The following is a 23,123-nucleotide window of genomic DNA, read 5'->3' as shown; positions in this document are numbered from 1 at the left end:
CATAATAAAATCAAATTAGTTTTAACTTTCTAGCCCTACTATACCCAAAATAATTCGAGTGATAGCGATGCAACTAGCGAAAATAGCCAAGGAGCATAGATAAACTATGTAACTCGATGAAATAAAGTTCAATTTAGTAGCAACTCCCTTCTAAATATGACTAGTTTGTATGCATAAAATTGATATTTCGAATTATATCTATTAGGTAATTAAAAAAATAGATATCTATTTGATTTATATCAATCCTTAGTTAAGTTCCACATTGAAACACAACACAAATGACACATTTTGATAATGTTAACTTAAATTGACGTATCATCGCTATCAGCCTTTCATAGTTATTTCTTCATATGATTGAACAAAATTGTGTTAATTTTATTTTTAATCTCGAATGACGTTAGAATTTTAAAGGCCAATTTTCATTCTAATTAAAGGCTTCACGTAAAGTTAAGAAATACCAGACGAGTAATTTATCACCTAGTGAACAAAATAAGAATCTCTCAACATTGAGGAAATTTACTTTAAATCTAACACTAAAAGGCTTTTCATTAACAATTTGAGTTTATAGTGATGTCTATCAATTACTTTAAAATGAGATATGATATCACTGTGGTCACTTTAGCCGATTAATATAATCAAAATGATCCAAAATGTTCATTTTTTGTTGAGTTCCGAATACTAGCTATTCCTATATTCCCAACTAATTTAACGTTAAAATAATTTTTACATTTTAAATAATGAAAACTATACTTACGTAAAAATAAGGAAATAACCATAACAAACATTAACAATAGCGAACATTGCAATTTGATTAAACCTATTACCTTACCTTTAATAACATAACAGATAAAAATCATTTAAACCCCCGCAGTAAATAAAAAACAAGTAAAAAATTAAAACAAAATCAATATGTATTATATATGATTTGTAATATGAAAATTACACTCATGAATATCTTACACTCTATGTTTTATTTTCAATCAAAAAAATTCAACTTCATCAAAATAATTAACATATTCTTTTTATACAGATTAATATTAATTATTAATAAAACAAGTAAAGAGTTCCAATAGTGTACAAAAGCCTTTCACCTCTATTAATTAGCAACTATGATGTATTTTATTGGAAAACCGTAAGGTATATTAGTGTGTCATGTAGCACGTCAATTTATAGTGTGTATTTCCATATTTTATTATCGATTATATCCATAAGGTTAAAGTAGGTTAACTATCAGCATAACAAACATGAGTAACTACAATATTATTATGGCGAGTTACATATCGTATTGAATAATAATATTATTAATTTTAGATAAATTAAAACAGCTCTTACTTAATATTTGTTGTGATATGTATTTTAACTTAAATAATAAATTGGATATGAATCATTATGAGTGAAATAACATATGAAAAAATAATTAGCCAAGAAAATATAGGTGGTATAACCTTAGGCCTATTAACCAATCAAAACTCTACCTCTGCACGACCGGCAGGGATCTTTACTCAGTACGACCTTGTGAATATCCATAAGTATATTCATTTTGCATTGTCTCTACCTGATTCCGCCCATGATGTATTGTCTTGGCTTAGAATTGATGAATCAACAACTTTACCAATAGAACGAAGAACGCTAACAGAGACCATTCAACTTATACGAGAACATGCTGGCACTTGGGATAATGTTGAACAACAAGTAAAACAACAATCGATTAATTTATCTTTAACGAGCCGTAATATTACACAAACAGGTAACCAAATACTCGATTACATTAATGATATGCCTATCATAAAACAAATTAATACACATCTTGAAGATTTATCAAACGAAGAATTACTTAATATTAGTTATCAAAATGATGACCAGCAAATCGCAACAGAATTATTAAGCATCCTAACACTGATAAAAGAAGAAATTCAACTTCAAGCTAATAAAACAACAACTATTAAAGATATAATTTCTGACTTTCGTATTAATATAATCGGAGGATATTTATCCAATCATCATCAAGTTGATTCATTATTATTTAAAGTTAAGGCTATTTATCTTGAATTAGACTCACACAATGATATTAACACTGATAGTGAACTCTATTTACGTGAAAAAATTGATTTAATAAAACAAGAAATTTACCAATTAGAACAAGAATACAATCATTTTGTTAAGCTTTGTTTTACAGGTTTAGCTGGAGGATTAATCGGTTTAATTATTACGGGAAGTATTTTTGGAGATAAAGCTGAAAACATTCGTTATCGTAAAAATGAGTTACTGAAAGAAATCATAGACATTAATACTAAGATTAATAAAAACCATTTTATCAAAAAAAACGTCCTTGATATCCAAATTCACTTACAAGCAATTGAAGGTTATTTAAAAGATGCTCGATTCGCTGTTGATCACCTTGATTATATGTGGCTAGTTATATTGACTGAAATTAATCATTCTATCGACCATTTTTCTCGTATTGATAATGCTGCCAATCTTTTAAAATTTATAATACGATTTAAAAAAATCATTACCGAATGGGATTTAATTCAAGATTATTCAAAACAACTTATTGAATTATTTGATACACAATTACCGCCAAATACTAATTATTAATAAAAGGTGAGCATATGCATACAATTTCAGAACTCCCAGCTTTACCTACTATTAAGTTTTACCAAATAAGAATGTTATCTAATGATATTAGCGCATTCAATCGCGATATTATTCATTACGACCCCTTAATTTTCGAACGTGTTAAACGCATTGTTATTCAGACTGAGAACCTTAATGAGTTAGTGCGTAGTTCACTACCTGCACTGAAATTAAAGACAAACGATATCATTAATAGCACCCTCAATGGGAAAGAACCACCAACTGATGCTCTTACCTCTGAATCAGATCAAGAGCATTATAAATTTACCTTACTTGATTTTATTGAGAATTTTTCAGATGTTAAAGAGGAGATTGACAAATTACAAATGTCATTACGTAGTTCGACTGATTTATTATTAGCGTTCAAACTAGAGACACAAAATCAACTTAGAAATGACCATTTTATCGCAAAAAGAACACACCTTTTAGCCTCGCTTGATTGCAACAAATTGAAAATAGAAGAGTTAACTCATGATGTTACTTTAATTTCTCAAGCAGAAGAAATTATTTTAAAGCATAAATTATCGGATATGTTTGATAAATTTTTCCCTGAAAAAGATTTAATTGATACAGTGAATATTACAACTTCGAAAAAGGACTTGCTTAAAGCGGCTATCGCTTGTGCTACGCGATTATTAAGGATTATTGATAATGGATTAGAGTTTATGTCACTCATCAATATTCGCTTGTATTTGAGTGACAGAATTAACTCTTTACACGAAAATACGCTACATTTAGAAACACGTATTACGCGGTTAACTTTTTTGATCAGTTTAGCCAAAGATATCAGTAATATTGAAGATAAAAAACAGCATGTAGCGCATGACTTTCAAAGTTTTCAGCTTTATTTACAACAATGGAGTGACTTTTTAGAAAGCTGCTTAGTCGAGCATACTTTTAATATATATAAAGCGATCAAATCATGTGGTTATTTGATGGAGTTTATCGTCGATACCGAATATCAATATCAACGTCAACTTGCAGATTAAAAAAAGCGGCGCTAAATTAGCGCCGCCTGATTAGTTTTATTTTTATCGCAAGTACGGATTAAAGGCTAATCACTGCCAATGCCGTTGATGCAATATTGATTAGTGGCTGTGGCCATACACCCATCAGGATAACCACAATGGCACAAATAACTGCGATCACAGTACCAAATGTTGCTTTTTCAGGGCCAGTATAACGACCTGAATGCTCCGCATCACGGCTATATAAGCTCGCCATAAAGCGTAAGTAATAGAATAAGCCAATCGCACTACCCAGTACTACTGCACCCGTTAACCACCACAATTCAGCATTCACGGCAGAAATGATCACATAGAATTTTCCAATGAAACCTAATGTAATCGGAATACCTGCCAAAGAAAGCATCATCACGGTTAATACAGTTGCTAATACTGGTTTGTGCCAGAATAGACCACGGAACGCACTTAAGTCGTCTTGGTCATCACCACGGTATGGGCTTGAAACAATACTGATCACGCCGAATGCACCAAGGCTAGCAAACAAGTAACCGGCTAAATAGATTGCTACAGTGACTTGTGAAGCGATTGGATCAACTCGCAGTGCAACCAGTGCGACTAGCAAGTATCCCATGTGCGAAATCGAAGAATAACCCAGCAAGCGTTTTGCACTTTTCTGAGTGATAGCCAATAGGTTACCAAACAAAATCGAAGCAATAGCAATCACACTAATCACAATTGCTAATGAATTGCTTTGCGCTGCTGGTGCTTCCATAAATATGCGCATTAATACCGCAAAGATACCAATTTTACTGCCTGTTGCTAGAAACCCTGACACCGGAGCCGGTGCACCTTGGTATACATCAGGCGTCCATAATTGGAATGGGAACAGCGATAATTTGAAGCCGAACCCAACAATCAACATTCCAAGACCAATCATTACTAATGGTGCATGGATTTGACTGTCGGTGAGGCTTTGACCTACTGCTGCAAAGCTCAAGCTACCTGATTCTGCGTACAGTAAAGCAATACCAAACAGTAAGAAAGAAGACGCTGCAGCGGATAACAGCATATATTTGATACCCGCTTCCAGTGAACGTTTACGCTCAAAGGTGTAAGCCACTAATCCAAACAAAGGTAGAGAGATAAGCTCAATACCAATGAACATAGAAGCCATATGGTTTGCCATTGAAAGCAAAACACCACCCGTTACTGCAATAGCTAGCAGCAGATGAAACTCTTCTTTGTTATCACCAAAGCCTTCCAACCAATGAAAAGCAAAGATGCTGGTCGCCATACCCGCTATTAGGACTAATGCACTATAAAATATCGCATAGCCATCAACACGGATTAATGAGGTGACTTCTACTGGCAAAATATCTGCAATAAAAAACAGCGATATTAGCGCAAGCGCGAAGCCGAATACTGTCAATGTGGCACTAGTTAAGTGATCGCGTCGCCACGCAATGGACAGCATCACAACCACCGCCGTCAATCCGACGATCAACAGCGGGAGCATTGCGATCAATTGTAGAGGTGTTATTGTCATGGCGAATTACGGCCTTAATGTTGTAAGTGAAGCAGTGTACAAGTTATGTAATGTTTCCATCGCACCCGCTGAAGTATCCAGAATCGGTTGCGGAAAGAAGCCAATAATAACCAGTAAAACAGCCAGAGCCAGCAGCACACCAAACTCACGTGCAGTTAACCCTTTCATTTCGCTATCAGATTTCGGCGTACCATAATAGGTTTGTTGCATCATCCACAATGAGTAGACAGATGCGAACACTACGCCGAAAACCATAATGCTAGTCACGAGAGTAAATTGGCTGAAGCTACCGAACAGGATCATGAATTCACCGATAAAGTTACCTGTACCCGGCATACCTAAAGTGGCAGCAGCGAAGAACAGCGACAGACCCGGTAACCATTTAATACGTTTCCATAATCCACCCATCATGCGCATATCACGAGTTCCAGTGCGTTCATACAGCTGACCGCTGATGATGATTAGTGCCGCACCAGAAAGACCGTTAGTGATCATTTGGATCACCGCACCTTGATACGCAAGAACTGAACTTGCATAGATAGCAACTGTCACAAAACCCATGTGTGACAAGCTACTGTATGCAGCTAAGCGTTTGATATCTGTCTGTTTGAAGGCTAACCACGCACCATAGAAAATGCTAATCACACCAAGTGTCATTGCAATAGGTGTAAATGTGATAGAGGCTTCAGGAAACAGTGGCAGAGTGAAACGTAGCAAACCATAAGCTGCAGTTTTCAGCATGATACCGGAGATATCGACAGAGCCTGCAGTTGGCGATTGCTCTTGTGTATCTGCCATCCAACCATGGAAGGGAACCAACGGCATTTTAACTGCAAAGGCAATAAAGAAACCTAACATGAGCATAAAGCCAACGGTGTCAGACATCTGAGTACCCAGCAACTCATTATAGTTAAATGTCCACACACTGGTTTCGCCGAAGTGCACTAATGCTAATCCGACAATTGACACCAGCATGATCAAACCACTGGCCTGTGTATAGATAAAAAACTTAGTTGCTGCGTTAATGTGTTGTCTGTTTTCTGACCCTTTGTGTCCCCAGTTTGCAATCAGGAAGTACATCGGAATCAGCATCATTTCCCAGAAGAAGAAGAACAGGAAAAGATCGACAGCAGTAAAGATACCCATCACACCTGCAATAATCCACAGCAGGTTAAAGTGATAAGCGCCTTGGTTAGCTTGATTTTCACTCCATGAACTTAGGATTGAAAAGCCACCCATGATAGCAGTTAACACCACCATCAATAGAGATAAGCCATCAATCGCTAGATGGAAATTAATACCCAATGATGGGATCCACGGCATAAAGAAAACGGCTTGCCATTGTGGGATGCCCTGTGGATTTGCCAGAGAGTAATCACCCTGTACCCACAACTGGATCGATAGTAGTAATGTTATTCCCATTGAAGCCAGCGCAACCCAACGAGGTGCGCGGTCGCTAAACCGGCCAGCCTGCCAGCTTAGCAGGCCACCGATAAAGGGAATGAGTATTAGCCAAGGTAGTAGCATGGCGCAATGTGTCCCTTAATTAAACCAAAAGCAGCAGAGCAAGAATCAGCACTGCACCCAGCCCCAATGAGGCAACATACCAACGGACCTGACCGTTCACACTAACTGACAACCCTTTGTTCGCCCAACGAGACAAACAAGCCGGAAGATTCATTAGTGAGTTAACAGGATCGCTTTCCAGTAGCCATGCGACACCTTTAAATGGTTTCACAAAGACAACATCATATAACCAGTCGAAACCCCACGCATGGTACCACCATGTAGAGAGGAAACGGCCTGGTGCACTTTTGGCGATCGCCGTGGCTATCGAGCGTCTGTACAGATAAATGAATGCCACAATCAACAGACCCACAACTGCAAGGCCACCTGAGAGGATTTCTAGTTGAATCTTACCGGCTTCATGCTCCAGTGGATTAACAGGGAAAATACCCTCTAAAGGTTGATGAATTTGTGCACCAATAAATGTTGCTAAAATAGCCAGAATGCCCAGTGGTACGGAGTGAGTGAAACCTTTGACCTTGTGCGCTTTGATTTTAGCTTCACCATGGAAGGCAATGAAAATCATACGGAAGGTATACATTGCGGTCATTAGTGCACCAATGAGACCTGCCCATAACAGTACAGTCTGCCCATCAACTTCTGCACCCCACAAAATAGCATCTTTACTGTAGAAGCCTGAAGTAAACAGTGGCAATGCAGCCAATGCACTTCCGCCGATCAGCATTACAGCGTAGACGTAAGGGATCTGCTTACGTAACCCACCCATTTTGAAAATGTTTTGTTCGTGATGACAAGCAATAATCACAGAACCCGCTGACAGGAATAGCAACGCTTTAAAGAAGGCGTGTGTCATCAGATGGAAAATTGCAGCATCCCAAGCTTGAACGCCCAGAGCCAAGAACATATAACCAATTTGGCTCATGGTTGAATAAGCAAGTACACGTTTGATGTCAGTTTGAACCAGTGCCGCACAACCTGCGAACAGCAAAGTCACAGCACCAATAATACCCACCAGATGTAAAATTTCTGGTGCCATCAAGAATAACGCATGAGTACGAGCAATCAGGTAAACCCCTGCTGTAACCATGGTTGCAGCGTGGATCAGTGCTGAAACAGGTGTTGGGCCTGCCATCGCATCAGCCAACCATGTCTGTAGTGGAAGCTGTGCTGATTTACCAACCGCACCACCTAAGATCATTAAGGTTGCCCATGTGATTGCGGTACCGCCTTCAGCCAGTTTTTGTGGCGCTAATACTGCCATTTCACTGAAGTTCAATGTACCCAATTCGTTCCATAGGATAAACATACCAATGGCAAGGAATACATCACCAACACGAGTCACAAAGAAAGCTTTCATCGCTGCTTTGCCGTTATCTGGATTAGTGTAGTAGAAACCAATCAACAAATAACTGCATAGCCCCACCCCTTCCCAACCGAGATACATCAACATCATGTTATCAGCGAGAACTAAAACCACCATGCTCGCGATAAACAGGTTAGTGTAGGCGAAAAAACGGGAATAGCCTTCTTCTCCGCGCATATACCAAGACGCATAAACGTGGATCAGGAAACCAACGCCTGTGACAACGCTAAGCATTGTCAATGAAAGACCATCAAGGTGTAACGTGAATGGAATGGTGAAATCACCCACTGACATCCAAGTCCACAATGGTTGAGTATAAACATAAGCATCGGCGGCATTAGCCATCAGTGCTTTATGCTCTAAGAAACCGATGCCCGCATATGCCGTAACAACAGCAGCCAGACCTACGGCACCGATACCAACGATTGCTGAAACATTTTCTGACCACCGACCGCGGGAAAATGCAAGTAGCACAGCCCCCAGAAGTGGAAACAGAATTGTTAAATAGAGTAAGTTCATCCGCGCATCTCACTGACTTTATCAATATTCAGGTTCTGACGATGACGATGGAGTTGTAGCAACAACGCCAATCCAATACTCGCCTCCGCTGCAGCCAGTGTAATTGCCAGAATATACATTATCTGGCCGTCCGGCTGCCCCCAGAAACTCCCTGCGACGACAAAAGCCAACGCAGTTGAGTTAATCATGATTTCCAGTCCGATCAGCATGAAAAGCAGGTTACGGCGAATAACAAGACAGCTTAGTCCCATTACAAACAAAATTGCCGCTAAAATCAGACCATGTTGAAGAGGTATCATTATTGTTCCTCCGCATTCGCGTTAGCGTCACTGACAATGTCAGCATCGTTTTCGTAACGGTCACGACCGACGTGGAATGCCACCACTAGACCTGCTAGCAGGAGCAATGACGCTAATTCAACCGCTAGTACATACGGGCCGAACAAGCTAATCGCCACTTCTTTCGCACTAATTACCGTACCTGCTATACCTTCTTCGTATGACAGGCTAGAGATGCCGTAGATCAAGATAGCGAGCAGCACTGCGGATAAAATCGCAGGTCCAATCCAGTTCTTCGGTGCAAGCCACTCACGCTCTTGCTGTTCTACAGAACGCCCAAGGTTGAGCATCATCACTACGAAAACAAACAGCACCATGATGGCCCCTGCGTACACGATGATCTCTAATGCACCCGCAAAATACGCGCCGAGTGAGAAGAACACCATGGACAGAGCCAGCAGAGAAACAACCAGATACAGCAACGCATGTACCGGGTTAGTATTGGTTATCACCCTCAAAGTTGCTAAAACAGCAACCAGACCGGCGATATAAAATGTAAATTCCATGAATATCGCTCCTTATGGCAACAGGTCTTTGACGTTAATCGGTTTAGCTTCGTTATCTGCTTCACCTTTGTCTTTACCTGAAATCGCCATACCCGACTTACGGTAAAAGTTATAATCAGGATATTTACCCGGACCTGAAATTAATAAGTCATCTTTCTCGTAAACGAGATCTTGACGACGCCATTCACCCATTTCAAAGTCTGGAGTTAATTGAATTGCCGTTGTTGGGCAAGCCTCTTCACACAGACCACAGAAAATACAGCGTGAGAAGTTAACGCGGAAAAATTCAGGATACCAACGCCCATCGTCATGCTCAGCTTTTTGCAGTGAGATACATCCCACAGGACAAGCAACTGCACACAAGTTACAGGCAACGCAACGCTCTTCGCCGTCAGGATCGCGAGTTAACACGATACGACCACGGTAACGGGGTGGCAAGTAAACAGGTTCTTCTGGATACATCAGCGTTTCGCGTTTTTGGAACGCATGTAAACCGACTAACCAAATACTGCGTACTTGAGTGCCGAAACCGACCAATAATTCTTTCAATGTCATGGTTCAATCACCCCTTACTGAGCATTGTATAAAATCACTGCTGCGGTACCCAGCAGATTTAGCAGAGTCAATGGCAAGCAGATTTTCCAACCAAAGGACATCACTTGGTCATAACGCGGACGCGGTAAAGATGCACGGATCAGGATGAACATCATCATGAAGAAAGCAGTCTTAATCGCAAACCACAGGAATGACGGCAAGAATGGTCCATGCCAGCCACCAAAGAACAGCGTTACAATCAGTGCAGAAACTGTAACGATACCGATATACTCACCGACGAAGAACAGGCCGAATTTCATACCTGAATATTCAACGTGGTAACCATCCGCAATCTCTTGTTCCGCTTCCGGTTGGTCAAATGGGTGGCGGTGACATACCGCAACGCCCGCTATCGCAAAAGTGATGAAGCCAAAGAATTGAGGGATAACGTTCCACATGCCTTCTTGAGAATTCACAATATCAATCATATTGAAAGAGCCTGCCTGAGCAACAACTCCCATTAATGAAAGACCCAAGAACACTTCGTAGCTCACAGTTTGTGCAGATGCACGCATCGCACCAAGTAGTGAGTATTTGTTATTACTTGCCCAACCAGCAAACAACACAGCGTACACAGCCAAACCAGCCATCATCAGGAAGAATAAGATCCCAATGTTCAGGTCAGCAACGTGCCATGTCGGACTGACAGGAACGATAGCAAACGCAAGGAACAGTGAACAAAATGCAATCACTGGTGCCAGCGTAAAGATTTTTTTATCAGCGAACCGTGGGATCCAGTCTTCTTTGAACAACATTTTAAACATGTCGGCAATTAATTGCCCCATGCCAAATGGTCCAACACGGTTAGGACCATAACGGTTCTGGAACAGACCAAGAATTCGGCGTTCGCCCAGACTCATGTAGGCCCCACAGGTCACGACAACCAACAGGATAACAACCGACTTAAGGATGGAAATTAGCACTTCCATCACTTCTGGGGATATCCAATCCATCATGCACCCCTCCGCAGATTATTGACTGACACACCCGCCATTGCTGGCGCAATACCCGGCATACCCAATGGCAAACCAATTTGTCCGCAAGACAGGTTTTTGCTAAGACGGACTGTCAGGTTAAATGCTTGACCTTCATGACTGAATTCCGCTTTAGTCCCTGCTGCAAGGCCAAGTGCCGCTGCATCTTGCGTATTCAGCATGATGTAAGGCTCTGGCATGCGCTGTTGGATTACATCTGAACGTTGTGACATTTCATCACTACCGAATAGATGATAGTAAGGCGCGACAACCCACTGTGCTTCCGCAGCTTGGTAAGCGGCTGGAATATCAGTGAAGTAAGCCAATTTGCTTTCTGTTGAATTAAATAGACGGATACCTGGATCACCGAAACGCAAATGACCACCAACTTCACTTTGGAACTTATTCCACGCTTGTGGTGAGTTCCAACCCGGAGCCCATGCAAATGGAATTTGCTGGCGTGGTGCGGTTGGGCTGTTGTTTCCTTCCATTGAGAATGCAAATGGCGTATCAATATCTTGTGGTTGGCGCTGCTCATGAACAGTTTGATCTGCCAGCATTGCTGTACGACCACTGTAACGATGAGGTTCCCGCGCTAATTTTTGGCCACGGATACGGAAAGAGGCTTTTGGTGCTGCATCAATCATGCCTGCAAACTGTGGCAATTCAGCCACACAATCAGCGATAACATGATCCAATTGTGACCAATCGGTATGACGCTCTTGTGCTTCGGTTTGCAATGAATGCAACCAACGCCAGCTTTCGTTCATCACGATAGCTTTGTCATAGAATGAAGGATCAAACACTTGGAAGAAACGTTGTGCACGGCCTTCTTGGTTAATCAGCGTACCGTCTGCTTCTGCAAAACTTGCCGCAGGCAGAACTAATGTCGCTTTGTCCATGATGGCAGTATGCTGGTGGTCAGCCACAATTAGGTGTTTCAGTTTAGCAAGTGTACTGTCAACAACATTAACGCTGCTATGACGGTAAAGATCATTTTCCATCACGATAGCCACATCGGCTTCATTAGCATTGATACGAGCAAAGGCACTATCGAGTGGCTGTGCTTTCATCATCGCTAAACCAAAGCTGTTAGCGTGCGATGCAAGGTAAGACAAGCCAACTTCTGAGCCTTTTGCTTTTAATGCAAATGCGACGTTAGCAGCAGCTTGGATCATTGCATCACTCGCACTATGGCTACCACTAATAATCAGTGGTTTTTTCGCACTAGATAACGCTTGTACAATCGTCTCGACTTTTGCTTTCAGATCAGCAGGTAAATTATCAACTGCTGGAGCATCGCCATTAATCATGTTGGCAATCGCAAAACCTAAACGTGCTTGGTCAGCAACTGGAGCACGGTAGTTATAGGCTGCGATGTCATCTAAACGAGTATCATCCACGTTAGTGATAAACAGCGGGTATTTAGCATGTTGACCGATGTTCATGATCGCAGCAATTTGCCAGTCAGCCACTTTCTGAGCTGCTGCCATTTCACGTGCTTTGCCTTTAACTGCTTGGCGAACTGATAAAGCCATACGCGCGCCAGTTTGAGTCAAATCTTCACCCAGAACTAGAACTGCATCGTAGCTTTCTACTTCACGCATGCTTGGCGTATAAATACCGCCGTTTTGCAGAATATGGGTCATCAATTCAAGACGGCGTTGCTCATCAGTCGAAACACCTGAGTAGAAGTTTTCTGCGCCAACTAGAGCGCGAAGTGCGTAGTTACTCTCAATGCTCGCGCGTGGAGAGCCGATACCAATCACTTTTTTCGCTTGATTGATAATCTGAGCACCACTTTGCATCGCTTCAATTGCAGAGATAACTTGTTTAGCACCCTCTTTATTTAAGAGAGGCTGACGTGGTCTATCTTTACGGTTAACGTAACCATAACCAAAGCGCCCACGGTCACACAGAAAATAATGGTTTACTGAACCGTTATAACGGTTCTCGATACGGCGTAGCTCACCATAACGTTCACCTGGGCTAGTATTACAACCGATACTGCACTGTTGGCAGATACCCGGTGCAAATTGCATATCCCATTTACGGTTATAGCGCTCAGAGTGAGTTTTATCGGTGAATACGCCCGTTGGGCACACTTCAACTAAGTTACCTGAGAATTCACTCTCAAGTGTACCATCTTCGGTACGACCGAAATAGACATAGTTATGTGCACCATAAACACCCAAGTCAGTCCCATCTGCGTAATCTTTATAGTAACGCACACAGCGATAACAGGCGATACAGCGGTTCATCTCATGACTGATGAAAGGCCCTAAATCCTGATTGATGTGAGTACGTTTCGTAAAACGATATTTACGCATATTATGACCGGTCATTACCGTCATATCTTGCAAATGGCAGTTACCACCTTCTTCACAGACTGGACAGTCGTGCGGATGGTTAGTCATCAACCATTCAACAACACTTTCACGGAATTGTTTGGCTTCTTCATCATCGATTGAGATGTAAGTACCTTCCGTTGCCGGTGTCATACAGGACATAACGAGACGACCGCGGGTATCATCCGCGTTCTGATATTGCTTAACCGCACACTGGCGGCAAGCGCCAACGCTTCCCAGCGCCGGATGCCAGCAAAAATAAGGAATATCTAGCCCCAAAGAAAGGCAGGCTTGTAACAGGTTTTCAGACCCGTTTACATTATATTCTTTGCCGTCTACATATATTGTAGCCATAGTCAGCATGCTTCCCAAAGGCCCGCTCAAGAGCAGGCGTTAATCAAAAATACGTTCTTCGTGAAAATCTATTTTTACGGTTGCTCATTCGTAAAAATATTACCAACGCTGCTTAAGCAGGTTGGGCTGGATACCCGCGATCTTAACAAGATTACTCAGATCTTTTTGCGAGATACCCGCTTCAAATTCTTCACGAAAATATTTGATGGCGCTCTGTAATGGCTCAACCGCACCAGGTGCGTGAGCACAGAAGGTTTTACCTGGACCTAAGAAACGGCAAAGTTGCTCAAGCGTTTCGATATCGCCTTGCTGCCCTTCTCCTTTTTCCAGCGCCTGTAAAATTTTAACGCTCCATGGCAAACCATCACGACAAGGTGTACACCAACCACAGGACTCACGCGCAAAGAAAGTTTCAAGGTTGCGAACCAGAGATACCATGTTGATTTCGTTGTCGACAGCCATCGCCAGTGCAGTTCCTAAACGGCTACCCGCCTTCCCGATAGATTCGAAATCCATCGGTAAATCGAGGTGATCGTTAGTCAGGAAATCTGTACCTGCTCCGCCCGGTTGCCACGCTTTGAGTGTTAAACCATCACGCATACCACCCGCGTAATCTTCCAACACTTCGCGCGCTGTTGTACCAAATGGCAGTTCCCATAAACCCGGATTTTTAACACGGCCGGAGAAGCCCATCAGTTTAGTGCCGGCATCTTTACTCTTACCTGCGCTTAAGTTGATGTACCACTGGTCGCCATGCTCAAGGATCGCAGGCACATTACAAATGGTTTCAACGTTATTAACACAGGTTGGTTTACCCCAAGCACCTGACGTCGCAGGGAATGGTGGTTTTGAACGTGGATTTGCACGACGGCCTTCAAGGGAGTTAATCAATGCGGTTTCTTCACCACAGATATAACGGCCTGCACCTGTATGCACAAACAATTCGAAATCAAAACCTGAACCCAAAATGTTTTTACCGAGCAAACCTGCTGCTTTTGCTTCTTCAATGGCACGACGTAAATTTTTCGCCGCTTCAACATACTCACCACGTAGGAAGATATAACCACGGTAAGCTTTTAATGCATAAGCCCCGATGATCATGCCTTCAACTAATAAATGTGGTAGTTGCTCCATCAAAAGACGGTCTTTATACGTGCCCGGCTCCATTTCATCTGCGTTACATAAGAAGTAACGCAGTTTCATGTTTTCATCTTTTGGCATCAGGCTCCATTTCAAACCAGTGGAGAAACCTGCACCACCACGACCTTTCAGTCCAGCGTCTTTTACAAGGTTAACCACTTCATCTGATGCCATGCTTTTCAGTGCACGTTCAACACCTTTGTATCCGTTAGTACTGCGATATTCATCCAACCAAACTGGTTGACTGTCATCACGCAGACGCCATGTCAGCGGATGGGTCTCAGCAGTGCGGATCACTTGTTTAACGGAGGAGTTTGTCATGGATACTGCTCCAGTAACTTTTTAATATCTTCAGGCTGAACGTAACTGTGAGTGTCATCATCGATCATCATCGTAGGACCTTTATCACAGTTACCCAAACAACAGGTTGGTAGCAGTGTAAAGCGACCATCTTGAGTTGTTTGGCCTGGGCGAATGCTAAGTTGACTAATGATCTCAGCTTCTAACCCTTGATAACCTGTGATGTGGCAAACGACACTATCGCAGTAGCGAATAATGTGACGCCCAACAGGCTGACGGAAAATTTGGCTATAAAATGTCGCCACACCTTCAACATCACTTGCAGGAATACCCAGTACTTCAGCAATTGCGTGGATTGCGCCGTCTTCAACCCAACCACGATTTTTTTGCACAATTTTTAGTGCTTCAATTGAAGCAGCACGCGCATCTTCGTAATGGTGTTTTTCACCCTCAATTTCTGCACGCTCTGCTTCAGTTAACACAAAGCCATGATGTGCTTGAGGTTCAAAAACATTTACACCATTGAGATCGGTCTGCTTATTATCTTCATTATGCATAATTAGCGATCCACATCCGACATTACAAAATCGATACTACCCAGATAGACAATCAAGTCAGAAACCAAACTACCGCTAATCACCGATGGAATTTGCTGCAAATGCGCATAACTTGGTGTACGGATACGAGTACGATAGCTCATAGTGCTACCATCACTCGTCAAGTAGTAACTGTTGATCCCTTTGGTTGCTTCAACCATCTGGAATGATTCATTGGCAGGCATGACTGGACCCCAAGACACTTGCAAGAAGTGATTAATCAGAGTTTCAATATGCTGCAACGTCCGCTCTTTTGGTGGCGGCGTCGTCAATGGGTGATCGGCTTTGAAAGGCCCTTCTGGCATATTCTTCAAGCATTGCTCAAGAATACGGATACTTTGACGCATCTCTTCCACTTTGATCATGACACGGTCATAACAGTCACCGTTGTGAGCAATTGGAATATCGAACTCAAAGTTTTCATAGCCTGAATATGGACGCCATTTACGTACGTCAAAGTCAACGCCCGTCGCACGTAAACCTGCACCTGTCACACCCCATGCTAGTGCTTCTTCTTTAGTATAAGAAGCCACGCCGATTGAACGGCCTTTCAAGATGGAGTTTTTCAGTGCTGTGGTCACATAAGATTCTAAGCGTTTTGGTAGCCAATCTAATAACTCACGCAGTAGTTTATCCCAACCGCGTGGTAGGTCGTGTGCAACACCACCGATACGGAACCAAGCTGGGTGCATACGGAAACCAGTAATGGCTTCAACGACATTATAAACTTTTTGGCGGTCAGTAAAGGCGAAGAAAACAGGCGTCATCGCCCCCACGTCCTGAATGTAAGTACTGATATACAGAAGGTGGCTGTTAATACGGAATAACTCGGAGAGCATGACACGGATCGTTTTTACACGATCTGGTACTTCAATGCCTGCTAGTTTTTCAACCGCTAAGATATAAGGCATTTCATTCACACAACCACCGAGATATTCGATTCGGTCAGTATAAGGAATGTAGCTGTGCCATGACTGACGCTCACCCATTTTTTCAGCACCACGGTGGTGATAGCCGATATCGGGAACGCAGTTAACTATTTCTTCACCATCGAGCTGCAATACAATTCGGAATGCACCGTGTGATGATGGGTGGTTAGGCCCCAAGTTAAGGAACATAAAATCTTCATTTTGGTTCCCACGCGACATACCCCATTCTTCTGGTTTGAAAGTCAATGCCTCCATTTCCAGATCTTGTTTTTGCTTAGTCAGCTCAAACGGATCAAATTCGGTTGCACGTGCTGGGTAATCTTTACGCAGCGGATGACCTTCCCAACTTGGTGACATAAGCAGCCGGCGTAAGTTCGGATGGCCTTGGAAGGTAATCCCGAACATATCCCACACTTCACGCTCATACCAGCTAGCATTTGGGAACAATGACACCACAGATGGCACATTGAGGTCATTCTCACTTAGCGCGACCTTCAACATGATATCGCGGTTGCGGTCAATTGAGAGAAGGTGATAGAAAATAGTAAAGTCTGCCTCAGGCAAACCTTGTGTATGTATTCTCTGACGCTCATCAACCCCATGTAGATCAAATAACATGACATAAGGTTTTGGTCGTTTTTTTAGAAAATCTACAACTTCCAGTAGTTGTTCTCGTCTTACCCAGATAACTGGCATACCAGTACGGGTTGCTTGAACAGAAAAGGCATCCGGGCCAAATTGGTTGCGCAACTCCAGAAGTACAGGGTCATTTAAGTGATCCTGTGTCTGCCATTCTGGCAGAGTACTCTCTTGCGCCATCTGATCTGTCATCATTCTTCACCATAACGCTTGATCAGGTTTATTAATTCGCAACATTGCTCTGTTACGCTGTATGGCTTTACGCCTTAAATTTCGTCTGGGGTACGCAGGTTTGTGACTGCGATACGTTCACCGTGCTTTCTTTCTCTTTCTGATTGCATATTGGCACGATAAACACCCTGATCACCGACAACCCATGAGAGCGGACGACGCTCTTTACCAATTGATTCCTGCAGCAGCAATAGTGCTTGCATATAAGCTTCAGGACGTGGTGGGCAGCCTGGAATGTAAACATCCACAGGGATAAATTTGTCTACACCTTGCACGACAGAATAGATGTCATACATACCACCAGAGTTCGCACATGACCCCATTGAGATAACCCATTTAGGTTCTAGCATTTGGTCATAGAGGCGTTGAATAACCGGCGCCATCTTCGTAAAACAGGTTCCTGCAACGACCATAAAGTCGGCTTGACGAGGTGAAGCACGAAGTACTTCTGCCCCAAAGCGGGCTACGTCATGAACTGCTGTGAACGACGTCACCATTTCTACATAGCAACATGAAAGACCAAAGTTATATGGCCATAGAGAGTTTTTACGTCCCCAGTTAACCACATCATGTAACGCATGAGAGAGTTTCCCCATGTACACGCTGTTTTCGACTTGCTGCTCAAGTGGATCACTAACGATTTCTTGAGTTTGCAGCGGGTAACGGTCGTTCTCACCGTCCGGATCTATGCGGGTGAGCGTATAATCCATTTTATAATGCCTCGCTTTTACTGCAGATGACGATTGCTGATTTTAATAACTTCACTAGGACCTTTAACTGCGCGACGTGAACGGACAGGAGTCCAATCCAATGCACCGACGCGGATCAGGTAAAAGAGCCCTGCCAACAATACCAGAATGAAGATCGCTGCTTCGATAAAGCCTAACCAACCTACTTCGCGAATGGCGACAGCCCACGCAAACAGGAACATTGCTTCAACATCGAAAATAACGAAGAACATGGCAACCAAATAAAATTTGGCTGACATACGGAGACGGGCACTTCCTACAGAATCGATACCCGATTCATAAGGCACATGTTTTGTTCTGGCTTTGGCGCGACTACCAAGGAAGTGGCCAGCGACCAACATAAATGAACAAAGGGCGATGGCGCCGACAAAGAATATCGCAAATGCCCAATTATGGGCTAACGCTAGGATAGATGTAGACATACTCGTTGCTTACTCATTACATATGGTGCGTAAACCTGCTCTTATCAACATCACGGCAGTATTACACCATAATTGCCCAGTTAACTGAGAAGAAAGACCAAAAAACATCACCAAACATAAAATTCAGCCTGAAGACTGCGTTTGGTTTGTCCTCTCTCTGACTATGTTATTTTGCTTAAACTAAGTAAAATAACCCGTATTTGCTACAAACGCCTGACAAACTAAAAACAACGTTGCAACAAAAAACACTCAACAGCAGCTAAAACGTGTCAGTTTGATGATACACAAGCAAACACATAGACTAGCTTAACTGATTATTCGTTTTTACTACACTATTATCGCAGGAAAAACCTGTCTTAACAGATGAAAAATTGCTCTTTTTATTTGATCTAGCGCACACTTTTATTGAAAAAATGTTCAGACTGTTTACAGAATATTCAAATTTAGCCTAAATCTTGTTAACCATTTTTTGTTCAAAAAATCAAGTAACTGCTTGACGCTCCAGTTCTATTTTATCAATTCAGCAAAAGATTATTGTTAACAAGATAACAATTTTGTAACTAAATAATGGAATTCAGGTTCTGCCATCTGTGTCACAATTATTCCACGTTACAACATTTTTAACCATACTTATTAAGTGGTTAATGATTGTTTTTTAGCTTTTCATTGACCAAAAAAACCGCGATAACACCGCGGTTTTTTGTATTGGACATCTCTTGTACATTATTTAATCATCAATGATTAATATGAACTGTCCGCTTCATTAACATTTGCATCCTCACTCACCGGTGCAACAGCATAAGGAATTTTTTTGTTCTCAATAGCGCTAAATACAGTCAGAACAAAATCCTTTTGCTCATCAGCATTTTTATATAACCAATATTGAATATCTGGCAGACGTGGCAAACCATCAGCCTCATTCAAAATACGCAGATCTGCATTTTGCATTTCCATTGGGCGAGCTGTTACACCAACCTCAGCATTAACTGCCGCTCTTACCGCTGGAAGTGACGCTGCCTCATACGCGACATGCCATGCTAAGCCTGCATTATCAAGTGCATCGGTGCTTAATTTACGGAATGGATTAGTCTCTTCCATAACCACTAACGGGATAGGCTCATTAGGGCGCAACTGAAAATCAGGCGCACTGTGCCATAATACGGGTACCGTTCTCAATGCAGTCTTTGGATGATGAGTAATACGTGCAGTGGTCAACGCTAAGTCAATTTCATGGTTATCCAGCATTGACTCAATAAATTGTGCACGTTTGATTCGAACTTCAACCGCAAGACGAGGGAACACAGACGCAATACGATTTAATAAGAATGGCAGTAGGATATCGACAGTATCATCTGATACACCAATTCGTATTTCGCCTTCAGCATCGTTATACGTTAATGATGCTGTTGCATCATCATTCGCACGCAGAATTTGCCTTGCGTAGCCAAGTAGTTGTAAACCGTGTGCGGTGAGTAACTTGTTGCGTCCGTGACGAGCAAATAGCTCACGCCCAACAAGTTGTTCCAGACGCTGCATTTGTTGACTTACAGCTGACTGAGTTCTACATACTGCTGCTGCTGCTGCTGCAAAGGTGTTTAGATCAGCAACCGCAACAAAAGTACGCAGTAAATCCAGATCAAGGTTCATTATAGGACGATTGGAATTTATCATCGTTAATTCTCTTATATAATTTTATGGTACCTGGTGTTCCTGCTCTCCTCCTTGAGATCAGCTTGTTTAATAATATAAATAACCTGTTTGATGCGTATCTACTCCCTAGATTCGCATTTACCACACTTTAATTAAGTAAGAACACTTAAAATTAAGGTTCTAACTAACCATGCTGAAGACAAATCAAACAGCTGGTTTGATTTAAATTCTAAAAATAACCTTCTATTTTAGAACTTGTATAAATAGTAACATATTTAATGTAATTGCAATTATTTTAATGTAAACATCTTTAGACCTCATTAACAATAAAACAAAAAACAATTAAAATACAATGCGTTAAATAAATCAATCTCATTTCCATTCATAATTTACTCACTAGAACAATCAATATTACTAACAAAAAAAGCTAATTCTTGTATAAAAATATCGAATTATTATGAAATTTCATTTCAGATCTCGTTATTTCGTCATCAATATTACATTTTGATACAATTTTTTTTCATGACTACATCAATTCGTCAAATAATTATGTTTTTTCCTCCAAAACAGCCATAATTAACGATAATTTAATCCATCATAACTCGCATAGTTGGTTAGTTTAACTAATATAAGGTGTATTTTTAGATATCAACTATCGCATTACAGTATAAACCAACCTTTTACACCAAAAATTATCTACTATCTTCAAAAGCTTCCGAGGTAGGAGTACAGTAAGGTGCTAAAGCCGGATTCCCCGATAATCCAAACCCAAATAGGGTAATGAGAGAAAGAATGAATACGATAAGAAAATCTAACAAGCTTGATAATGTCTGTTATGACATTCGTGGGCCTGTATTAAAAGAAGCTAAACGCTTAGAAGAAGAAGGTAATAAAGTCCTCAAACTAAATATCGGTAATCCGGCACCTTTTGGCTTTGAAGCCCCTGACGAAATTTTGGTTGACGTATTGCGTAATCTACCGAGCTCACAAGGTTATTGTGACTCAAAAGGACTTTATTCGGCACGTAAAGCGATCGTCCAGCATTATCAAGCTCGTAATATTCGTGATATGACAGTTGAAGATGTTTATATTGGAAATGGTGTTTCTGAACTGATCGTTCAAGCAATGCAAGCCTTACTGAATAATGGCGATGAAATGCTGGTTCCTGCACCTGATTATCCATTATGGACAGCCGCAGTCTCACTCTCTGGGGGCAATGCTGTACACTATATGTGTGATGAACAGCAAGGCTGGATGCCAGATCTCGATGATATCCGTAAAAAAATCAGCCCAAGAACTCGGGGTATCGTGATTATTAACCCGAATAATCCAACGGGAGCGGTATACAGTAAAGAGTTACTATTAGAGATTGTTGAAATAGCACGTCAAAATAATCTGATTATTTTCGCTGATGAGATTTATGACAAAATTCTTTATGACGATGCAGTTCATCATTCAATTGCAGCCTTAGCCCCTGATTTACTGACTGTTACTTTTAACGGGCTTTCTAAAACCTATCGTGTCGCTGGTTTCCGCCAAGGCTGGATGGTATTAAATGGCCCGAAAAAACATGCGAAAGGTTACATTGAAGGTCTTGAAATGCTGGCTTCTATGCGCTTATGTGCAAACGTGCCAATGCAACATGCGATTCAAACCGCACTCGGTGGCTATCAAAGTATTAGTGAATTTATTCAACCGGGTGGAAGGTTATATGAGCAGCGCGAACGGGCATGGGCGCTAATCAACCAAATTCCTGGTGTTTCTTGTGTTAAACCGCAAGGCGCATTGTATATGTTCCCGAAAATCGACATTAAACGTTTTAATATCCATGATGACCAAAAAATGATCCTCGACTTGTTGTTACAAGAAAAGGTTCTATTGGTGCAAGGTACCGCATTTAACTGGCCAGAGCCTGACCATTTCCGTATTGTCACCCTCCCCTATGCAGACGACCTTGAAATGGCAATTAACAAGTTTGGCCGTTTTATCGAAAATTACCGTCAATAATTCGCTTAAAACGCTCTCAATTGAGGGCGTTTTTTTTACTGATTCTTATCTTTAAACAGCCCCTCCATACATTCATGCCGTGAATACTTAACCATGCACCCATTCACTTGGTGAATGGATTGATACATTTTTAGGGTTAAGTAATTCTTGTTTCACATCAAAAAAATATGGATAGGTTAAGAAATGAAGAGGTAACTCTGAATGTCAGAAAAGACGACTTGATTTCATATTAAGTCGTCTTTCAATCATCATAAAATAGAAATAAAATAAACCGCAGCTAAAAAAAACAGTAATAAAATAATTGGAAAGTATTTCATGACGTCCCCTAATATTATTTATTGGAATGATGAGCCTAATTATAAGTTTTTATTTCCACAGATCAAACGATAATTAAAAGCAAAGTTACATTCTTAATAAGAGCATCCACTAGTGACTACCAAAACAAATGAGAAGAATTATTATTTTAATTATCGATATTATCTGTTTAAACGGTGTTTTTCGTAATAGCGATAGTACATTGTATCAAGACTAACAAATTTACTTGAAAGTTATTAAACTTTCTTTTTATATAGACTATTACACGTCAAAATGCTATCAACCTTGACGTTCCGTATATAAATGGAATCTTATCTACCAATATATGTATAACCTATTTAATTAAAGATTATTAAACACGAAAGTCATTATCAATATCATCTTATAAGTTAAATCCCTCGAAAAAATTTTATGCTATTTATATAGTACACATTAAATTATTTTTATTCATATTCTTTATCATTCTCATCTAAT

17 protein-coding genes are annotated in these 23,123 nt (G+C 41.2%); 3 read left to right on the top strand and 14 right to left on the bottom strand.

All coding sequences use genetic code 11. The features are described 5' to 3' along the window. The first annotated feature begins 1,389 nt into the window (after nucleotides 1-1,389). Entirely contained in the window at nucleotides 1,390-2,598 is a 1,209-nt protein-coding gene (locus tag OOA_RS03435; protein ID WP_008910732.1) for an alpha-xenorhabdolysin family binary toxin subunit A, read from the top strand. A gap of 14 nt (nucleotides 2,599-2,612) precedes the next feature. Further along, complete coding sequence (locus tag OOA_RS03430; RefSeq protein WP_008910731.1) at nucleotides 2,613-3,626, top strand: alpha-xenorhabdolysin family binary toxin subunit B; 1,014 nt, start codon at nucleotides 2,613-2,615, stop codon at nucleotides 3,624-3,626. A gap of 58 nt (nucleotides 3,627-3,684) precedes the next feature. On the opposite strand, the gene nuoN is transcribed toward OOA_RS03430, so the two are convergent. The 14 genes from nuoN to OOA_RS03360 form a co-directional block, all read right to left on the bottom strand. Then, the gene (nuoN, locus tag OOA_RS03425; protein WP_008910730.1) at nucleotides 3,685-5,148 is read right to left on the bottom strand and encodes an NADH-quinone oxidoreductase subunit NuoN; all 1,464 of its coding nucleotides are present in this window, start codon (nucleotides 5,146-5,148) and stop codon (nucleotides 3,685-3,687) included. A gap of 6 nt (nucleotides 5,149-5,154) precedes the next feature. After that, entirely contained in the window at nucleotides 5,155-6,675 is a 1,521-nt protein-coding gene (gene nuoM, locus OOA_RS03420; RefSeq protein ID WP_008910729.1) for an NADH-quinone oxidoreductase subunit M, read from the bottom strand. A 19-nt stretch (nucleotides 6,676-6,694) separates the two neighbouring features. Further along, nucleotides 6,695-8,557 carry an NADH-quinone oxidoreductase subunit L gene (gene nuoL / locus OOA_RS03415; RefSeq protein WP_008910728.1) on the bottom strand — a complete coding sequence of 621 codons (1,863 nt, stop codon included), beginning with the start codon at nucleotides 8,555-8,557 and terminating at the stop codon, nucleotides 6,695-6,697. Continuing rightward, nucleotides 8,554-8,856 carry an NADH-quinone oxidoreductase subunit NuoK gene (nuoK, locus tag OOA_RS03410; protein ID WP_008910727.1) on the bottom strand — a complete coding sequence of 101 codons (303 nt, stop codon included), beginning with the start codon at nucleotides 8,854-8,856 and terminating at the stop codon, nucleotides 8,554-8,556. The genes nuoL and nuoK overlap by 4 nt, the downstream gene beginning before the upstream one ends. After that, nucleotides 8,856-9,401 (bottom strand): NADH-quinone oxidoreductase subunit J, encoded by a 546-nt coding sequence (nuoJ, locus tag OOA_RS03405; protein ID WP_008910726.1) that lies wholly within the window; start codon nucleotides 9,399-9,401, stop codon nucleotides 8,856-8,858. The genes nuoK and nuoJ overlap by 1 nt, the downstream gene beginning before the upstream one ends. A 12-nt stretch (nucleotides 9,402-9,413) precedes the next feature. Then, on the bottom strand, nucleotides 9,414-9,956 hold the full coding sequence (nuoI, locus tag OOA_RS03400; RefSeq protein ID WP_008910725.1) for an NADH-quinone oxidoreductase subunit NuoI: 543 nt from the start codon (nucleotides 9,954-9,956) through the stop codon (nucleotides 9,414-9,416). A 14-nt stretch (nucleotides 9,957-9,970) separates the two neighbouring features. Beyond that, a complete protein-coding gene (gene nuoH, locus OOA_RS03395; protein WP_008910724.1) occupies nucleotides 9,971-10,948 on the bottom strand; it encodes an NADH-quinone oxidoreductase subunit NuoH in 978 nt (325 codons plus the stop codon). Then, complete coding sequence (gene nuoG, locus OOA_RS03390; protein WP_040690770.1) at nucleotides 10,948-13,680, bottom strand: NADH-quinone oxidoreductase subunit NuoG; 2,733 nt, start codon at nucleotides 13,678-13,680, stop codon at nucleotides 10,948-10,950. The genes nuoH and nuoG overlap by 1 nt, the downstream gene beginning before the upstream one ends. A 90-nt stretch (nucleotides 13,681-13,770) precedes the next feature. Further along, nucleotides 13,771-15,132 carry an NADH-quinone oxidoreductase subunit NuoF gene (nuoF, locus tag OOA_RS03385; RefSeq protein WP_008910722.1) on the bottom strand — a complete coding sequence of 454 codons (1,362 nt, stop codon included), beginning with the start codon at nucleotides 15,130-15,132 and terminating at the stop codon, nucleotides 13,771-13,773. Next, on the bottom strand, nucleotides 15,129-15,668 hold the full coding sequence (gene nuoE, locus OOA_RS03380; RefSeq protein ID WP_008910721.1) for an NADH-quinone oxidoreductase subunit NuoE: 540 nt from the start codon (nucleotides 15,666-15,668) through the stop codon (nucleotides 15,129-15,131). Before nuoE ends, nuoF begins: the two co-directional genes overlap by 4 nt. 2 nt (nucleotides 15,669-15,670) lie before the next feature. After that, complete coding sequence (gene nuoC / locus OOA_RS03375; protein ID WP_201764571.1) at nucleotides 15,671-17,470, bottom strand: NADH-quinone oxidoreductase subunit C/D; 1,800 nt, start codon at nucleotides 17,468-17,470, stop codon at nucleotides 15,671-15,673. Nucleotides 17,471-17,541: 71 nt separating this feature from the next. Then, entirely contained in the window at nucleotides 17,542-18,216 is a 675-nt protein-coding gene (locus OOA_RS03370; protein WP_008910719.1) for a NuoB/complex I 20 kDa subunit family protein, read from the bottom strand. A 17-nt stretch (nucleotides 18,217-18,233) separates the two neighbouring features. Beyond that, nucleotides 18,234-18,677 carry an NADH-quinone oxidoreductase subunit A gene (locus OOA_RS03365; RefSeq protein WP_008910718.1) on the bottom strand — a complete coding sequence of 148 codons (444 nt, stop codon included), beginning with the start codon at nucleotides 18,675-18,677 and terminating at the stop codon, nucleotides 18,234-18,236. A gap of 741 nt (nucleotides 18,678-19,418) precedes the next feature. Further along, nucleotides 19,419-20,348, bottom strand: coding sequence for a LysR family transcriptional regulator (locus OOA_RS03360; RefSeq protein WP_040690768.1), 930 nt, complete (start codon nucleotides 20,346-20,348; stop codon nucleotides 19,419-19,421). Nucleotides 20,349-21,119: 771 nt separating this feature from the next. Here OOA_RS03360 and OOA_RS03355 point away from each other — a divergent pair. Further along, a complete protein-coding gene (locus tag OOA_RS03355) occupies nucleotides 21,120-22,334 on the top strand; it encodes a pyridoxal phosphate-dependent aminotransferase (protein WP_008910716.1) in 1,215 nt (404 codons plus the stop codon). Nucleotides 22,335-23,123 lie beyond the last annotated feature (789 nt).

It is taken from the genome of Providencia burhodogranariea DSM 19968 (genome assembly GCF_000314855.2).
Lineage (GTDB): Bacteria > Pseudomonadota > Gammaproteobacteria > Enterobacterales > Enterobacteriaceae > Providencia > Providencia burhodogranariea.
The sequence above is the reverse complement of the archived record's forward strand: the minus strand, read 5'-3'. Positions and strand labels throughout refer to the sequence as shown.